This is a genomic window from Leisingera sp. UBA4491 (assembly GCF_002388965.1).
GTDB lineage: Bacteria > Pseudomonadota > Alphaproteobacteria > Rhodobacterales > Rhodobacteraceae > Leisingera > Leisingera aquaemixtae.
Map to the genome: position 1 here is coordinate 1 of NZ_DGNN01000031.1, position 16,872 is coordinate 16,872.

The window sequence follows — 16,872 nt, forward strand, 5'->3', positions numbered from 1 at the left end:
AGAATTCCGCAAAGAAAAATCACGTACCCAACAAAATCAACAACTTACACCAAAACAAAGTCAGCACCCCTGACCCTCTTTCCGCCCCACCCCCGCAGCGCAAACCACCCCGAACACCCCGGGAAAGCCCCCCGGCCCACTTACCCACAGACTCGGCACCCCTTATCCACAGACACACCACCCCGGAATCGCACCAAACACCCCCAAAACCCCCTCCGCCCGCCCGGAATCGCCAGGGCCAAACCGGCCAAAGGACAAACAGCGCACAGCCGAAAAGAAAAAGGGCAGCCAAATGGCTGCCCCCCATGGGTCTTCCAAAAGCCTCGTATACAGGTCCGGCCTTAGACGCCCACGCCCGCGGCCTGTCTCAGCCAGCGGCTGCCGGCCAGGCGCAGCGCCAGCAGGAACAGCACAAGCCCCAGGTAGATCAGCGGCTCAATCTGGAACCCTTTCGACAGCATTACATAGTGCGCAGCCCCAAGCACCGCAGCGGCATAGGTCAGCCGGTGCAGCCGGGACCAGGCGCGGCCAAGCTTGCGGACAGCAAGATTGCTGGAGGTCAAGGCCAGCGGCAGCATCAGAACAAAGGCGCCCATGCCGATGGTGATATAGGGCCGCTTGGCAATATCGGTAAGGATCTGGCTCACGATCTGCACATCCAGCACCAGCCAGACCAGCAGATGGCACAGGACGTAAAAGAAGCACAGCAGCCCGGCCGCCCGGCGGAACTTCAGCAGGTTGAGACCCAGCAGGCGGCGCAGCGGTGAGATGGCCAGCGTCAGGATCAGGAGCTGCAGCGCCAGTTCCCCGTATTTATGCTCCAGCGCCTTGACCGGTTCCACGCCAAGGCCGCCGGTCAGGCCAAGATAAAACAGCCAGGGCGCCGGCAGCGCGCCCAGAAGGTAGACCGCCCAGACGGGCAGGCGCCGGATAAGCTGGTTTGCAAACGCCATCCGCGGCCTCCTCAGAAATACTCGCTCAGGTCCATGCCTTCATAAAGGGCGGCTACCTCGGCCTCATATCCATTGAACATCAGCGTCGGCTGGCGGCGGGCAAACAGCCCCCCGCCGATGCGGCGCTCGCTGGCCTGGCTCCAGCGCGGGTGCGAGACATCCGGGTTCACATTACTATAGAAGCCGTATTCGCGCGGGTTGGCCATATTCCAGCTGGTTGGCGGCTCTTGATCGGTCAAGGTGATCCGCACAACCGACTTGATCGACTTGAAGCCGTATTTCCATGGCACCACCAGCCGCAGCGGCGCGCCGTTCTGGTTGGGCAGCGGCTGACCGAACACGCCGGTTGCCATGATCGTCAGCGGATGCATCGCCTCGTCCAGGCGCAGCCCTTCGCGGTAGGGCCAGTCAAGCACCTTATAAGCGGTGCCCGGCATTTCGGACGGCCGGTACAAGGTCTCGAAGGCCACGTATTTTGCACCTTCCTGCACGCCCGCCAGGGTCAGCAGGTCGGCCAGTTCGAACCCCTGCCAAGGCACCACCATCGACCACGCCTCAACACAGCGGAACCGGTAGATGCGCTCCTCCAGGGTCATTTCATCCAGGATCTGCTCGAAGGAATACTCACCGGGCTTGTCGACCATCCCGTCGATGGCAACACTCCAGGGGTCGGTGGTCATCCGGCCGGCATATTCGGAGGGGTCCCCCTTGCCGGTGCCGAACTCATAGAAATTGCAGTAGCTGGTCACCTCCTCCCAGGTGTTGGGCTCCAGCGCCTGTTCCGCCCCGGCCTGTTCCGCCTGTGCCAGTTCCGCCTCTGCCTGGCTGCCCAGCGCCGCGGCCAGACCGCTGCCCGCGAGCCCGGCCATGATCCGGCGGCGGTTCCAGAACGCAGCTTGCGGGGTTGCATCTGCAAGGGTCAAATTGTTGGTCCAGCGGCGGGCCATCCAGCTCTCCTGATTTTCTGTCATATCTGAGGTAGCGGCGCCCCGCGCAAAACCCAAAACATATCCTGTCACGACTGCGCGAGAGATCTGTAACGTAACGCTCGCGGCTTTACCGGCGGTCAACGCGGGAAGCAGGAAAACGGCACCGCGGCAATTTTCCCGGTGACGGGCCGGCCCATCCCATGCAAACATCAAAATATGTTTGACGCAACCGGCCGCGCCGGCGCTTCCGCCCGGCGGCCATCCAGGGAGACGAACCGTGAAAAAGCGCATCGCCGCAGCAGCCCTCGCCCTCATCGCCCAACCCGCCGCAGCGCAGGAGGCCGCGCTCTACACCACAGAGCTGGCCTATGACGATGTGATCTTCGGCCTGGAAAGCGCCATCACCAACCGCGGGCTGGTGGTCGACCATGTCAGCCACGTGGGCGATATGCTGGAGCGCACCCGCGCCGATGTCGGCTCTGACGTGGTTTTGTTTCAGAACGCGCAGGTGTTCTCCTTCTGCTCCGCCCAGCTGTCGCGCGAGGTGATGGAGGCGGATCCGATGAATATCTCCTTCTGCCCCTATAACATCTTCGTGGCCCAGCTGCCGGACACGCAGGAGGTCACCATCGGGTTCCGCTCCTTCCCCGAGGGAGAGATGCAGGTGATCCAGGACCTGCTGGACGGTATCGTCCAGGACGCGATCGAGGAATAATCCGCCGGCCGGGAATTTTCCCCGCTGCACTGCCCGTATGATTTCAGTATGCTGGCCGGAAACAGAATTTCCGGCACGGGCAGAGCACTTATGAAATCCTACCTCGCTTCCCTGATGATACTGGCAGCGGCAACGCTGGCTGGCTGCGGCACGCCTCCCACTGCAACCAAGAACGATGTCGAAGAGCTGTCTCTCGCTCTGCAGTCGCTGGATACCGGGGTCGACCCGGGCGAGGCGCGCCGTGCAGCAGAAATCGCCTACAGCTACTCTGCCCAGCTGGCCAAGCAGTACGATGTCACCACCTCGCCGATCATCCACAACACACTGGTGAACAGCGGCGTCAAGGCGCGCGGCGTCTGCGTTCACTACGCCGAGGACATGCAGGCGCGCCTCAACCAGGAGAACTTTCAAACGCTTTCGATGCTGCGCGCCATTGCCGAGCCGAAAAGCGATTTCCGTATCGATCACAGCACCGCGGTGATCGCCGCCAACGGCGATGGCATATATGACGGCATCGTGCTTGATCCCTGGCGCTATGGCGGCAAGCTCTACTGGTCAGCTACCACTGAGGACCCCCGTTACGACTGGGAGCCGCGCCTGGAGGTCCTGCGCCGGAAGTATGAGCGGCGGATGGTGAAGGAAGCGGCGGCGGGCAGTTAATCCCCGATATTCCGCATTGCCCGGCCTGGTTTCAGATCCAAGGCCGCGCCAGCCGGTGCATGACAACCAGGACAATCAGCAGCCCGGCTGAAACCGCCGCCAGCACCGGCCAGTCCATGTCCAGCATCTGCGCCCCGAACCACGTGCACAGCAGCGTCACCGGCAGAATGCCCAGCGCCGTGGTCCACACAAAGGTCCAAAGGCGGACCCGGGTCAGTCCTGCGGCGTAATTGATCAGGTTGAAGGCGATCACCGGGATAAGACGCGCGGCCAGCAGCGCCAGGGCGCCCCGCTCCTCGGTCCAGGCATCCAGCTGCCGCGTCTGCGCCTCGCTGAGCCAGGACCGGACCGTCTCCTGCCCCAGACGGCGCGCCAGCCCAAAGGCCACCAGCGCGCCAAGCATTGCCCCGGCCCAGATCAGCACCGCCCCCAGCAGCGTGCCAAAGAGTGCCCCCGCGCACAACGCCAGGATTTCCGCCGGAAACGGCACAAAGGAATGCACCACCATCAGAACGATCACTGCCAGCGGCGCCCAGGCGCCCGTGCTGCGCAGCCAAGCCGCCATCTCCTCCACCGGGCGCGCCTGCCCATCCAGCACAAAGGCCGCCAGCGCGCCGCACAGCAGCACGAGGAGGAATACGGCAAAGGCCGCTCTGCGCCCGGAATGCATCATGGAACCGGCGCCTGCGTTAGGAACAGCTGCCAGTCTAGCGCTTATCGCCACGACCGCAAAACGCGCCGTTCGGCAAACAAGAAAAGGCCCGCCACTCAGGGCGGGCCTTTCCGGTTCAGGTTCTGGTGTTAATGCACAACGGCATCGTCGGGACGCGGCCTGCCGCTGGTCCCCAGCCGCTCGCCGATGATCAGTCCCTCGCTGCCGGCCGTGACCGGGACGGTGTCGCCATCCTTGATCTCGCCGCCCAGAAGGGCCTCGGCCAGCGGGTTCTGCAGCGCGCGCTGGATCACCCGCTTCAGCGGCCGGGCGCCGAACACCGGGTCATAGCCCTCATCCGCCAGCCAGGTCTTGGCCGCCTCGTCCACCTCCAGCGTGATCTTGCGCCCCGCCAGCCGCTTGAGCAGCCGGGCTAGCTGGATCTCGACGATGCCGTCCATGTCCTTGCGGTTCAGGCGGTCGAAGATGATGGTCTCATCCAGACGGTTGAGGAACTCGGGCCGGAAGTGGGCACGCACCGCATCCATCACGTCGCGCTTGGCCTCCGAGGCATCGGCCCCGTCCGGCAGCTGGCTCAGCGCTTGCGCGCCAAGGTTCGAGGTGAGCACAATCAGCGTCTGCTTGAAGTCGACGGTGCGGCCCTGGCCATCGGTCAGCATACCGTCGTCCAGCACCTGCAGCAGCACGTTGAACACGTCGGGATGCGCCTTTTCGACCTCGTCGAACAGCACCACCTGATAGGGACGGCGGCGAACGGCCTCGGTCAGCGCCCCGCCCTCGTCATAGCCGACATAGCCCGGAGGCGCGCCGATCAGCCGGGCGACCGAGTGCTTCTCCATGTACTCCGACATGTCGATCCGCACCATCGCGTGCTCGTCGTCAAACAGGAAGCCGGCAACCGCTTTGGTCAGCTCGGTCTTACCCACGCCGGTCGGACCGAGGAACAGGAACGAGCCCAGCGGCCGGTTCTCGTCATTCAGACCCGCCCGCGCCCGGCGCACCGAGTTGGCGACCGCGGTGACAGCCGTATTCTGGCCGATCACCCGGCGGTGCAGCTCATCTTCCATGCGCAACAGCTTGTCGCGCTCGCCCTCCAGCATCTTGGAGGTCGGAATACCGGTCCAGCGCTCGACCACAGCGGCGATCTGCTCGGGGCGCACGGCCTCCTCGACCATCAGCCCCTGCTCTTCCTTCTGCTCGGCACCGGCCAGCTGCTTCTCCAGCCCCGGGATCACGCCGTAGGACAGCTCACCGGCCTTGGCCAGGTTGCCCTCCCGCTTGGCAATGTCGAGCTCCGCGCGGGCGCGGTCCAGCTGCTCCTTCAGGTCGCGGGCCGAGGCCAGCTTGTCGCGCTCCGACTGCCACTGCGCGGTCATCTCCGCGGACTGCTCCTGCAGGTCCGAGAGTTCCTTTTGCAGCTTTTCCAGCCGGTCCTTGGAGGCGGCATCCTCCTCCAGCTTCAGCGCCTCTTCCTCGATCTGCAACTGCAGGATCTGACGGTCCAGCGCATCCAGCTCTTCCGGCTTCGAATCCACCTGCATCCGCAGGCGGGAGGCGGCCTCGTCCATCAGATCGATCGCCTTGTCCGGCAGGAAGCGGTCGGTGATATAGCGGTTCGACAGCGTCGCCGCCGCAACCAGTGCCGCATCGGCAATGCGCACCCCGTGGTGCAGCTCATACTTCTCCTTGATGCCGCGCAGGATCGACACGGTGTCCTCCACCGTCGGCTCCGTCACCATCACCGGCTGGAACCGGCGGGCCAGGGCTGCATCCTTCTCAACGTACTTGCGGTATTCATCCAGCGTGGTGGCCCCGATGCAATGCAGCTCGCCGCGCGCCAGCGCCGGCTTGATCAGGTTGGCCGCATCCATGGCGCCATCCGATTTGCCCGCGCCGACCAGCGTGTGCATCTCGTCGATGAACAGGATGATCTCACCCGCAGCCTCGGTGACTTCGGTCAGCACCGCCTTCAGCCGCTCCTCGAACTCGCCACGGTATTTCGCACCGGCGATCAGCGCCCCCATGTCGAGCGCCAAGAGCTTCTTGTCGCGCAGGGATTCCGGCACATCGCCGTTGATGATGCGCAGTGCCATGCCCTCGGCAATCGCGGTCTTACCCACGCCCGGCTCACCGATCAGCACCGGATTGTTCTTGGTCCGGCGCGACAGCACCTGCATTGAGCGGCGGATTTCCTCGTCCCGCCCGATGATCGGGTCGATCTTGCCCTCGCGCGCCGCTTCGGTCAGGTCGCGGGCGTATTTCTTCAGCGCGTCATAGCCTTCCTCGGCGGTTGCCGAGTCGGCTGTGCGCCCCTTGCGGATATCATTGATCGCCTCGTTGAGCTTTTGGGCGGACACTTCACCCGCCTCCAGCGCCTCCTTGGCCTTGGATTTCACCATGCACAGCGCCATCAGCAGCCGTTCCACCGGCACAAAGCTGTCGCCCGCCTTTTCGGCAATCCTGGCGGCCTCATCCAGCACCTTGGCAGTCTGGCCGTCCAGATAGATCTGCGCGGCATCGCCGCTCACCTTGGGCTGCTTGGCAACAGCCGCATCAACGGCCTCTGCGACGCGTGCAGGCACACCGCCCGCGCGGGAGATCAGGTTGCTTGCCAGTCCCTGATCGTCGTCCATCAATGCTTTCAGAATATGCTCTGGCACCAGCCGCTGGTGCCCCTCGCGCATCGCAATCGTCTGCGCTGCCTGCACGAACCCCCGTGCACGCTCCGTGAACTTGTTCAAGTCCATCTTGCTCTCCTTTTTCAAGCGCCCGCGTTGCTGGCAGCGCCCGCTTTGCGGCACGCCCCGGTCCGGGCCTCGGCATTAGATGTGGGAAGCGTTGCCGCCGCTTCAAGATCATCATGCCCGCAAAAGGTGAGGAAATCCCTGACCTGCGTCAACTTTGCCCCCTGCCCGCAGCCCCGGACGCAACTGCGCCGCGCGGCAGCGCGGCGCCGGGCCCAAAATCTGCAATAGGCCCCGGACGGGGCCTGTTCAGATGCGGGAGCGCCCGCCTGCCGCGGCGCCACCTTGCCGAATGCCCGCCCCTTGCGTATGAAACGCCAGTTTCACGCCACAGCTGCCACAAAGGACGATCCCATGACCCAAGCCCCGCGCGCCGACGACCGCCTGATTGTTGCCATGGACGTCCCCAACGCCCTGGCAGGGCTGAAGCTCGCCGAACAGCTGGGCGATGCGGTCTCCTTTTACAAGATCGGCCTTGGTATGCTGACCGGCGGCGGCCTGGCCCTGGCCAATGAGCTGAAGCAGGAGCACGGCAAGCGCATTTTCCTTGACATGAAACTGTTCGACATCGGCGCCACCGTGGAAAACGCGGTGCGGGGCCTCGCGCAGTTCGACATCGACTTCCTCACCGTGCATGGCGACCCGTACGTGGTGCGCGCCGCCAAGGAAGGCGCGGCTGGCAAGGACCTCAAGATCCTCGCCGTCACCATCCTCACCTCGCTCGACCGCCAGGATCTGGACGGGGCGCTGATCAAGCAGGGCACGGTGCAGGACCTGGTCCTGGAACGCGCAGGCAACGCCTTCGCCGCCGGCGCCGACGGCGTCATCGCCAGCCCGCAGGAAGCCGCGCTGATCCGCGCTCTGCCAGAGGCGGAGGGCAAGCTGATCGTCACCCCGGGCGTCCGCCCCGCCGGAGCCGCCTTGGGCGACCAGAAACGCGTCGCCACCCCGGCGTCCGCCATCGCAGACGGCGCAGACCATATCGTCGTGGGCCGCCCGATCTGGACAGCAGAAAGCCCCCGCGCCGCGGCTGAGGCCATCCTGGCCGAACTGGCTGGCACGCAGGTCTGACCGCAACTGCGCGGCCAAGGCGGCCGGCAGCACAAATGCGCCTGCGCCGCAGACGGCACAACCAGGCCTTTGCCAAAAAAACAGGCAGAAATAATAATGTGCGGCGGACACATCTATTCCGCGCGCCCTGCCGCCCACCCTTCAGTTCACCCAGCGTCAACACGCTCTTTTCACTGGCGAAACCTGCCGCGGCACCATCTTCTGCGCCAAATCGTCCTGTGACCCGGAAGGCACACCGGAAAAAGCCGCTGCCGCCGCCCGGGACCGCAAACTTTGCGAAACGGCAGCGGCTGCGCGATTCTGCGGATGAGACACTCCCCAGACGGGCTCTTCTTCCTGAGGCCCGTCACCTTCCCCCGCATTCCAGCGGGGGATCTTTCTTTCAGGCCCTGCTATCCGGCGCATGCCTCCAGATACCGGCGCAGCTGCACGGCGAAATGCGGCACTGCCAACGGGTGCGCGCAATAGGCCTCCGGCGCCATCAGCGCCCAGCCCTGCCCTTCATCCCCGAACCGGACATCGCCAGCCGCCGCCGCAGGCAGATGTGCTGCAAAGAACCAAACCCGCCCGTGCGGCCGCTGGTACACCCGGGACCAGATCAGCAGCTCCGGCGGCAGCACCAGCCCGACCTCTTCCCGTGTTTCCCGCAGCGCGCAGGCTATCGGGGTTTCGCCCGCTTCACGGCCGCCGCCCGGCAGGTCCCAATGGCCCGGATAGGGAATATCAGGCCTGTCATCCCGCTGGATGACCAGCAGGTTCTGCCCTAGAAACACCGCCAGTTTGGCACCGGCAAAATCTTCGCCTGCTGATGTCATGGTCTGTCACTTGGCGATCCGCCGCGCTAAAGACAAGCCCTCCGCCGCAAGCTAAACTTTTCCCACCACAACCACAGCACGCCACAAACCATGCAAGCCCTCTGCCGAGACTGCCTGAGCCAGATCCTCCCCGCCCGGCGCTGCCCCCATTGCAGCAGCCCGCGGATCAAGGCGCATGAGGAGCTGTTCTCCCTCACCATCGCCCATATGGACTGCGACGCCTTCTACGCCAGCGTCGAGAAACGCGACAATCCGGAACTGGCCACCAAGCCGGTGATCATTGGCGGCGGCAAGCGCGGGGTGGTTTCCACTGCCTGCTATGTCGCCCGCATCCGCGGCGTGCGCTCTGCCATGCCGATGTTTCAGGCGCTGAAGCTTTGCCCCGATGCGGTGGTGATCAAGCCGCGGATGAGCGCCTACGTCGAGGTCAGCCGCGAGATCCGCAAGATGATGAATGAGCTGACCCCGGATGTGGAACCGCTGTCGCTGGACGAGGCCTTCATGGACCTCACTGGCACCGAAAAACTGCACGGTGCGCCGCCTGCGGTGATGCTGGCGCGGCTGGTCAAGCGGATGAAAGACGAACTGGGCGTCACCGGCTCCATCGGACTCAGCCACAACAAGTTCCTGGCAAAGGTCGCCTCCGACCTCGACAAGCCGCGCGGGTTTTCGGTGATCGGCAAGGCAGAGACAGACGATTTCCTGCGCGGCAAACCGGTGCGCCTGATATGGGGCATCGGCCCGGCGGCCCAGGCCAGCCTGGACAAAGCAGGCATCCGCACCTTCTCCGACCTGTTGCGCTGGGACCGCGAGGCGCTGCACAGCCGTTTCGGTTCCATGGGCGACCGGCTCTGGCACCTGGCCCGCGGTCAGGACCGGCGCCGGGTTTCAGCCAATGCGCCGATCAAGTCGATCTCCAATGAAACCACTTTCTTTGAGGACACCGCCAGCCTGGAGGTGCTCGACGGCCATTTGTGGCGGCTGGCCGAAAAGGTCTCGGACCGGGCCAAGGCACGAGATCTGGCGGGCCGGGTTGTCACCCTCAAACTGAAGCGCGCCAATCATTCGGCGCTGACCCGGCGGGTCACGCTGCGCAGCCCCACCCAGATCGCCGACCGCATCTACCGCACCGCCCGCGGCCTGCTGGACCAGGTGGGCGACGAAGGCCCCTACCGGCTGCTGGGCTGCGGGATTTCGGACCTGGTGCCCGAATCGCAGGCCGATGAGAGCGGGGATCTGCTCGATCCGCAGGCCGGCCAACGGGCAGAGGCGGAACGCGCCACGGATGCGATCCGGAAACGGTTCGGCGAGGGTGCGATTCTGAAAGGCCGCGCCCTGCGGTAGGCCTCGCACCGCATCCGGTCACTCCGCCGCCAGCGGCATCTCCTTCTGCCCGATCGCCGCAATCTCAGCGGTCACCTGGCGCAGCAGCTTCTGCAGCGGCGCGAAATTTGCATTGGGAAGGATGTTCGCCTCATCCATGTAAAGCGCCCGGTCGATCTCGATCTGGACCGCGTGCTGGCGCCGCGACGGTCGGCCGTAGGTCTGGGCGATATAGGCCCCGGCAAACGGCGTATTGCGGGCCACTTTCAGCCCCGCCGCGGAAAAGGCCGCCTCGATCCGGTCCACCACGCTGCTGTCCGCCGCAGCGCCGAACCGGTCGCCCAGCACCACTTCCGGCTTGCCGGTGCCGGTTGGCGCCATGGTGTCGATCGCCTCATGCGGCATCGAGTGGCAGTCGACCAAAATCGCCTGCCCGAAACGCCGGTGCGCCTGCTCCAGAAGCCCTTTCAGCGCTTGGTGATAAGGGTGCCAGTAACAACTGATCCGCTGCTCCGCCTCGGCCAGGGTCAGCTTGCCCCGGTAAATCGCGCGCCCGTTGGCCACCACCCGGGGAATCACTCCAAGGCCTGACGCCACCCGCGGATTCTGCCCACGCCGCTGCACCCCGTCGATCACCGCCGGATCCAGCTCATCGGGCGAGCGGTTCAGGTCCAGAAAGGCCCGCGGCTTGACCGCGGTCAGCAGCGGCGCGCCGAACTCCGGCGCCGCCTGGAACAGCTGGTCGACAAAAGCGTCCTCCGAGCTTCGGATGGTTTTCCGCCCCAGAATCGACTGTGCCAGAAAGGAATCGCTGTAATCGGTACCGCTGTGGGGAGAGGCAAAAACCACCGCAGAGGCCAGTTTCTGCGGGGAAATCACGAAAAACGCTGTATCAGGCATCCTTGCTCCGGTGCTTCTTGTGCAAGAAACAGCATATCGCGGAAATTTCTGCGGTCAAAAGCTCTTGCACCTCTGCGCGACTCTATTTATAGACCCCCTCACCGGCGCGGCACCCCGCGCCCCTTTCACTTCTAAGGGGCAGGAATGGCGCGCAGGCCAGAGTGGGCGATTAGCTCAGCGGTAGAGCACTTCGTTGACATCGAAGGGGTCACAAGTTCGATCCTTGTATCGCCCACCATTCCATTCACTGCCCTGGCCACGGCCACGGCACCCGCTAACCCAGGCGCTGGTTCGCGCCGCAGACAAGGAGAGAGACCATGAAGGTCAAGAACTCGCTCCGTTCGCTGAAGAACCGGCACCGCGATTGCCGGGTTGTGCGCCGCAAAGGCCGCGTTTACGTGATCAACAAGACCCAGCGCAAGTTCAAAGCGCGCCAGGGTTAAGATCCGACACAGCGACTTACAGAAAACCGCATCATCCGATGCGGTTTTTTTGCGTTTTGAGGCTGTGTTTTACAAATCAGCCAAGAGAGCCCTCCCGCGCCCGCAGATCCCCCCGGCTGCCGCTGGGCACTACTTGGCGGCCTTGGGCGTGGCACCGCGCCTTGCGCGGTGCCACGCCCAACGGGAGCGGACTTTGCCAAAAGTCCAGCGACGGGCGGGAGAGGCCTCTGGCCTGCGGGCCGCCCTACCGCGCGTAAACCAGCAACAGCAGCCCCGGACCTGTAAAAGCCCCAACCGCCAGCCCAAGCAGTGCTGCGGCAAGTTATCCGATTTCTTTTGTCGGAAATTCATTGCATCCGGCGAAGATTTCTTTAATTGACTATTTCAGTCGGAAAAGAGCCATTAACAAACGGGACATCACATGCTGAAAGCTACCACCGTACTGGCCGGCGCACTGACCGCTGCCGTTGCCACCGCTGCCGCCGCCGAGGGCGAGCTGAACATCTACTCCTCGCGTCATTACGACACCGACGAGCAGCTCTACTCGGAGTTCGAAGAGGCCACCGGCATCACCATCAACCGCATTGAAGGCAACGCGGATGAGCTGATTGCCCGGATGACAGCTGAAGGCGAAAACTCTCCCGCCGACATTCTGATCACTGTCGACACCTCCCGCCTGACCCGGGCCAAGGATGCAGGCGTGCTGCAAAGCATCGAAAGCGATGTGCTGGAGGCCCGCGTGCCCGGCTATCTGCAGGACGAGGACAACCAGTGGTTCGGCTTCAGCCAGCGCTCGCGGATCATCTTCTACGACAAGGACGAGGTCGCCAATCCGCCGCTGACCTACCTGGACCTGGCCGACCCCGCCTATAAGGGCAAGGTCTGCATCCGCTCCTCCAAGAACACTTACAACCAGACCCTGCTGGCCTCGATCGTGACCCATCACGGCGCCGACACCGCACGCAGCTGGGCCGAAGGCGTCGTCGCCAACATGGCCCGCGACCCGCAAGGCGGCGACACCGACCAGATTCGCGGCCTGGTTTCCGGCGAATGCGATATCGCCGTGGCGAACAGCTATTACTTCGCCCGCTCGATCCGCAAAGACGTCAAGGGCGTGTCGGAAAACCGCGACCAGATCGGCTGGCTGTTCCCGTCGCAGAACACCGAAGGCGCGCATATGAACCTGTCCGGCGGCGGGGTCGCCGTGCACGCCCCGAACAAGGACAACGCCATCAAGTTCCTGGAATACCTCGCCAGCGATTCCGCCCAAGCGTATTTCTCGGCCGGCAATGACGAATACCCGGCGGTTCCGGGCGTTGGCCTGGCCCCGTCCATTGCAGCGCTTGGCCATTTCAAGCCGGACGACGTGAACCTGTCGGAGGTCGCCAGGAACCTGCCCGAGGCACAGAAGATCTTTAATGACGTAGGCTGGAAGTAACACCAGCCCGCACAAAAACCGGGAAAGCGCGGCCCCCCAGCCGCGCTTTTTTACCTTTGCCCGGGGCCCGTGTGGCCCAGCTGCTGTTTGGCGGCAAAAGTTCAAAGCCCCGCCAGCTTTTCCTAGACCCGTTTACGCCTGACGCCTATACGTTCGCGCATCTTAAAATTCGGGGGGAAACATGCCGTCAGGAGCACGCCGCGCTCTGGGGGACCAGAGCTTATGAACCGGTTGCCAGTAACGATTATCAGCGGGTATCTGGGTGCGGGCAAGACCACCCTGATCAACAGGCTGCTGGCCGAGGATCACGGGCAAAAGCTGGCCGTGATCGTGAATGACTTCGGCGCGGTAAATATCGACGACGCGCTGATCCAGGACACGGACGGCGGAAAGATCGCTCTCACCAATGGCTGCGTCTGCTGCACTATGGGCGACGACCTGGCAGCGGCGCTGCGGGAGGTGCTGAACCGCCCCGAACACCCGGACCATGTGGTGATCGAAGCCAGCGGCATTTCCGACCCGGTTGCCATCGTCAATTCCGTTCTCAATGAAACCGGCCTCAGCTATGGCGGGATCGTCACCCTGGTGGATGCGGAACATGCGCAAACGCTGCTGAACGACCCGCTGGTTGCGCCGCAGGCTGAGCAGCAAATCCGCGCCGCCGATTTGGTGATCGCCACCAAATGCGATGAGATTTCCGATTCGCTCGGCGCCGCGCTGAAATCGGCCGGCGCCCGCACTCCGACGGTGCTGAACGGCTCTCCCGTGGCGGAGCTGCTGTTTGACATTGTGCCGCTGCCCAAGGGCCGCGCGGTTGCCGCCCACCCCGCCTATGCCACCTGGCAGCACCGCAGCCGCACCGTGCTGGACCGGCGTGCGCTGGGGGACAAGCTGGCAGAGCGGCCCGCAGGCCTCTACCGGATGAAAGGCTTCGTGCTGACCACCGGCGGCGCTTATGAGCTGCATGTGGTGGGCCGCCATGTCGAGGCCAAGCGCTGCGAGGCGGAGGAAACCGTACTTGTGGGCCTGGGTCCGGCAGACCGGGTTTCCCGTGACGAGATCGAAGCCTGGTGGGCGGCATAAGCCGTCCCCCCCGGCCGCGATCCGGGCCAGGGAATTTCCCGAATCCTTGCGTCTAGCGCCGCCGTCCCACCTGGCGGCAGATCAGGATCACCGGCAGCAAGCCAACCGCCATGATCACCAGAGAGGGCACAGCGGCGCCCTCCAGCCGTTCATCCGCTGCCAGCCGGTGCGCCTGCACCGCCAGCGTGTCAAAATTGAAGGGCCGCATGATCAGCGTCGCGGGCAGCTCCTTCATCACATCGACAAAGACGATCAGCAGTGCGGTCAGCAGGCTGGGCGTCAGGATCGGCAGATGCACCCGGCGCAGCATCCCCATCGGCCCCTGCCCAAGTGAGCGCGCCGCTGCGTCCATGTTTGTGTGCATTGTGGCCTGTCCGCCCTCATACGCCCCCAGCGCCGCCGCCATGAAACGCACGCCATAAGCCGCAACCAGCAGCCAGATCGAGCCGGTCACCAAAAGCCCGGTACGGATCCCGAAGGCCTCCCGCATCCAGGCATCCAGCGCGTTGTCAAACGCCGCAAACGGCACAATCAGCCCCACCGCGATCACCCCGCCCGGCACCGCATATCCCAGCCGGGCAAAATAGGCCGCCGCGGAGGACAGCCTGCCGGGCCTCAGGCGCTGATAGAAGCCCAGGCAGACCGCGGCCGCCACCGTCAGCAGGGCCGCCGCCGAGGCCAGGATGATGGAATTGCTGGTGAACCCGATATAGCGGCGGCTGAGCAGGTTCTGCTCAGACTCCAGGCTCATCAGGGAGAGCACGGCCGCCGGCAGCAGAAAGCCCAGCACAACCGGCACCGCGCAAAAAAACACCGCCATAGCGGCCTTGATGCCGCCCAGCTCTGCCGGCGGCATCTGGGTGTGATGCTTGCCGGCATGGTGGTACTTTGCCCGCCCGCGCGTCGAGCGTTCCACCACCGCCAGCGTCAAGGCAAAGCCCAAGAGGCACAGCGCCAGCTGCGCCGCGCCGCCCCGGTCGCCGAGCGAGAACCAGCTGGTGTAGATCCCGGTGGCAAAGGTCTGCACTCCGAAATAGGACACCGTGCCGAAATCCGCGATGGTTTCCATCACCGCCAGCAGCACGCCCGAGGCAATGGCCGGCCGCGCCATCGGCAGGCTGACCATCCAGAACGCCTGCCAGGAATTCTTGCCCAATGCCCGGGCAGCCAGGAAGGCGCCGGCGCTCTGCTGCATGAAGGCCGCCCGCGCCAGCAGGTAAACATAGGGATACAGCACCAGCACCAGCATCGCGGCCGCGCCGCCGGTGGAGCGGATTTCGGGGAACCAGTAATCCCGCGGGCCCCAGCCCGTCACCTCGCGCAGGGTGGCCTGCACAATGCCGGGGTGGTCCAGGATGTGGGTATAGGCATAGGCCAGAACATAGGCCGGGAAGGCCAGCGGCAGAACCAGCGCAACCTCAAGGAGGCGCGCGCCGGGGAACCGCGTCATCGTCACCAGCCAGGCAGCCCCGGTGCCGATGGCAAAGGTGCCAAGCCCGACCATCGCCACCAGCGCCAGCGTCGTCAGCGTATAGCCCGGCAGCACGGTTTCAGCCAGATGACGGATCGTCTCCGTTCCCCCAAACGCCGCGGCCAGCGCCACCGCCACCATCGGCAGCAGGCAGGACAGCGCCACGATCCAAGCCATCACTGCAAACAGACCGCCACCGCCCTTGCCGCCGCGGCGGCGCCCGTGCGGGGCGTATTCTATGGGATCATTGGCAGCAGTCATTTGTGGCAGTCAGGGTCCGGATGATGGGTCTCACCGCCCTATTTCGACTATTCCAGTCAGAAATTCCAGCGGGAAAGCACGGCGCGGCCCAGGCGGGCGGCGCAACAGAAAACGGGCGCCTGCATCCGGCGCCCGTTTCCCTCAGCTGGTCAGCCCGGGTCAGTCGTAACTGCGCTGGTCCTCGATCACCAGACCGTCCTTGGGCAGCGCGCCGGGCGCGACAACCTCGACCTTGCCCTTAAGCTTCAGGACTTCGATCACCGAACGGGCATAGGCCGCCTCGTCGCCGCCAGCGGATTCGATCTGCACGGTCATCGCGTCCATTTCGCCGTCACGGCTGGCAATCACCCGGGCCTTGACGATTTCGTCATGCTTTTCAACCAGCGCCGCCACCTGCTCGGGGCGCACGAACATGCCCTTGATCTTGGTGGTCTGATCAGCGCGGCCCATCCAGCCCTTGATCCGCATGTTGGTGCGGCCGCAGGGCGAAACACCCGGCATGACAGCCGACAGATCGCCGGTTGCAAAGCGGATCAGCGGGTAATCGGGGTTCAGCGTGGTGACCACAACCTCGCCCACCTCGCCCGGCGCCACCGGATTGCCGGTGCCGGGGGTGACGATTTCGACGATCACATGCTCGTCAACAATCATCCCCTCCATCGCCGCGCTTTCATAGGCGATATTGCCCAGATCGGCGGTGGCATAGCATTGCAGGCAGGTAATCCCGCGGTCGGCGTATTCCTGGCGCAAGCTGGGGAACAGCGCACCGCCGCCCACCGCCGCCTTGGAAAACGCCAGCTCCACGCCCATCGCATCGGCCTTGTCCAGGATCACCTTCAGGTAATCCGGCGTGCCGGCATAGGCGGTGGCGCCCACGTCGCGTGCGGCCGTCACCTGCAGTTCGGTCTGGCCGGTCCCGGCCGGCAGCACCGCCGCGCCAACCGCCCGCGCGCCGTTTTCAAAGATCATGCCGGCAGGCGTGAGATGGTAGCCAAAGCAGTTCTGCACCACATCGCCCTGGCCGATGCCGGCGGCGTTCAGGAACCGCCCCATCCGCCACCAGTCGCCGCCCACCCCGCCCGGCTCGTAAATCGGCCCGGGGCTTTGGAAGATATGGGCAAAGCCATGCGCGGGCTTCACGGTAAAGCCGCCAAAGGGCGGGTTCTCAGCCTGCGCCCGGCTCAGCTCCGATTTGCGCAGCACCGGCAGCTTGGCCAAGGCCTCAGCCGAGGTCACCGCGGCCGGGTCCACCCCGTCCAGCAGCGCGGCATACCCGGATGCGGTTTTCGCGCGGGCGATCTGCTCCGGCAGCGCCCGGGCCAGATCTGCGGCGCGTTCGTCTGCGCTGCGGGTTTCAAGCGTGTCAAAAAAGCTCATCACGTCATCTCCCCGC

The 16,872-nt window shown here is 64.7% G+C and carries 15 protein-coding genes and 1 tRNA gene; 8 read left to right on the top strand and 8 right to left on the bottom strand.

The window, feature by feature from the left end:
* Window positions 1-341: 341 nt before the first annotated feature.
* Both msrQ and msrP read right to left on the bottom strand, forming a co-directional pair.
* Window positions 342-953: a protein-methionine-sulfoxide reductase heme-binding subunit MsrQ gene (msrQ, locus tag B2P87_RS19070; RefSeq protein WP_141891512.1), complete on the bottom strand. Its 612-nt coding sequence runs from the start codon at window positions 951-953 to the stop codon at window positions 342-344.
* Window positions 954-964: 11 nt separating this feature from the next.
* Window positions 965-1,900 (bottom strand): protein-methionine-sulfoxide reductase catalytic subunit MsrP, encoded by a 936-nt coding sequence (msrP, locus tag B2P87_RS19075; protein ID WP_141891513.1) that lies wholly within the window; start codon window positions 1,898-1,900, stop codon window positions 965-967.
* Between the two features lie 259 nt (window positions 1,901-2,159).
* Here msrP and B2P87_RS19080 point away from each other — a divergent pair, with 259 nt between their 5' ends.
* Together B2P87_RS19080 and B2P87_RS19085 are read left to right on the top strand one after the other, a co-directional pair.
* Window positions 2,160-2,597 carry a DUF302 domain-containing protein gene (locus tag B2P87_RS19080; RefSeq protein WP_141891514.1) on the top strand — a complete coding sequence of 146 codons (438 nt, stop codon included), beginning with the start codon at window positions 2,160-2,162 and terminating at the stop codon, window positions 2,595-2,597.
* A 90-nt stretch (window positions 2,598-2,687) separates the two neighbouring features.
* Window positions 2,688-3,257: a hypothetical protein gene (locus tag B2P87_RS19085; protein ID WP_141891515.1), complete on the top strand. Its 570-nt coding sequence runs from the start codon at window positions 2,688-2,690 to the stop codon at window positions 3,255-3,257.
* A 31-nt stretch (window positions 3,258-3,288) separates the two neighbouring features.
* Here the strand turns inward: B2P87_RS19085 and B2P87_RS19090 are convergent, their stop codons facing one another.
* Complete coding sequence (locus B2P87_RS19090; protein ID WP_141891516.1) at window positions 3,289-3,930, bottom strand: TVP38/TMEM64 family protein; 642 nt, start codon at window positions 3,928-3,930, stop codon at window positions 3,289-3,291.
* A gap of 128 nt (window positions 3,931-4,058) precedes the next feature.
* Window positions 4,059-6,677 carry an ATP-dependent chaperone ClpB gene (gene clpB / locus B2P87_RS19095; protein ID WP_141891517.1) on the bottom strand — a complete coding sequence of 873 codons (2,619 nt, stop codon included), beginning with the start codon at window positions 6,675-6,677 and terminating at the stop codon, window positions 4,059-4,061.
* A 351-nt stretch (window positions 6,678-7,028) separates the two neighbouring features.
* On the opposite strand from clpB, the gene pyrF reads away from it, so the two are divergent.
* On the top strand, window positions 7,029-7,745 hold the full coding sequence (pyrF, locus tag B2P87_RS19100) for an orotidine-5'-phosphate decarboxylase (RefSeq protein WP_141891518.1): 717 nt from the start codon (window positions 7,029-7,031) through the stop codon (window positions 7,743-7,745).
* A gap of 392 nt (window positions 7,746-8,137) precedes the next feature.
* Here the strand turns inward: pyrF and B2P87_RS19105 are convergent, their stop codons facing one another.
* Complete coding sequence (locus B2P87_RS19105; RefSeq protein ID WP_058287589.1) at window positions 8,138-8,560, bottom strand: NUDIX hydrolase; 423 nt, start codon at window positions 8,558-8,560, stop codon at window positions 8,138-8,140.
* 90 nt (window positions 8,561-8,650) lie between these two features.
* Between B2P87_RS19105 and B2P87_RS19110 the strand changes: the two genes are divergently transcribed.
* Window positions 8,651-9,904, top strand: a complete 1,254-nt coding sequence (locus B2P87_RS19110) for a DNA polymerase IV (protein ID WP_141891519.1) — start codon at window positions 8,651-8,653, stop codon at window positions 9,902-9,904.
* Between the two features lie 18 nt (window positions 9,905-9,922).
* Here B2P87_RS19110 and B2P87_RS19115 read toward each other — a convergent pair whose 3' ends face one another.
* Window positions 9,923-10,783: an N-formylglutamate amidohydrolase gene (locus B2P87_RS19115; protein WP_141891520.1), complete on the bottom strand. Its 861-nt coding sequence runs from the start codon at window positions 10,781-10,783 to the stop codon at window positions 9,923-9,925.
* Window positions 10,784-10,946: 163 nt separating this feature from the next.
* Between B2P87_RS19115 and B2P87_RS19120 the strand changes: the two genes are divergently transcribed.
* From B2P87_RS19120 to B2P87_RS19135, 4 genes are all read left to right on the top strand, one after another.
* Window positions 10,947-11,021 (top strand) — tRNA-Val (locus B2P87_RS19120).
* A 79-nt stretch (window positions 11,022-11,100) separates the two neighbouring features.
* Entirely contained in the window at window positions 11,101-11,226 is a 126-nt protein-coding gene (gene ykgO, locus B2P87_RS19125; protein WP_005648635.1) for a type B 50S ribosomal protein L36, read from the top strand.
* Between the two features lie 421 nt (window positions 11,227-11,647).
* Window positions 11,648-12,664, top strand: a complete 1,017-nt coding sequence (locus B2P87_RS19130; RefSeq protein ID WP_141891521.1) for a Fe(3+) ABC transporter substrate-binding protein — start codon at window positions 11,648-11,650, stop codon at window positions 12,662-12,664.
* A 222-nt stretch (window positions 12,665-12,886) separates the two neighbouring features.
* Window positions 12,887-13,747: a CobW family GTP-binding protein gene (locus B2P87_RS19135; RefSeq protein ID WP_141891522.1), complete on the top strand. Its 861-nt coding sequence runs from the start codon at window positions 12,887-12,889 to the stop codon at window positions 13,745-13,747.
* 52 nt (window positions 13,748-13,799) lie between these two features.
* Here B2P87_RS19135 and B2P87_RS19140 read toward each other — a convergent pair whose 3' ends face one another.
* Together B2P87_RS19140 and B2P87_RS19145 are read right to left on the bottom strand one after the other, a co-directional pair.
* Window positions 13,800-15,479: an ABC transporter permease gene (locus tag B2P87_RS19140; protein ID WP_058287584.1), complete on the bottom strand. Its 1,680-nt coding sequence runs from the start codon at window positions 15,477-15,479 to the stop codon at window positions 13,800-13,802.
* Between the two features lie 159 nt (window positions 15,480-15,638).
* Entirely contained in the window at window positions 15,639-16,856 is a 1,218-nt protein-coding gene (locus B2P87_RS19145) for a phenylacetate--CoA ligase family protein (RefSeq protein ID WP_141891523.1), read from the bottom strand.
* Window positions 16,857-16,872 lie beyond the last annotated feature (16 nt).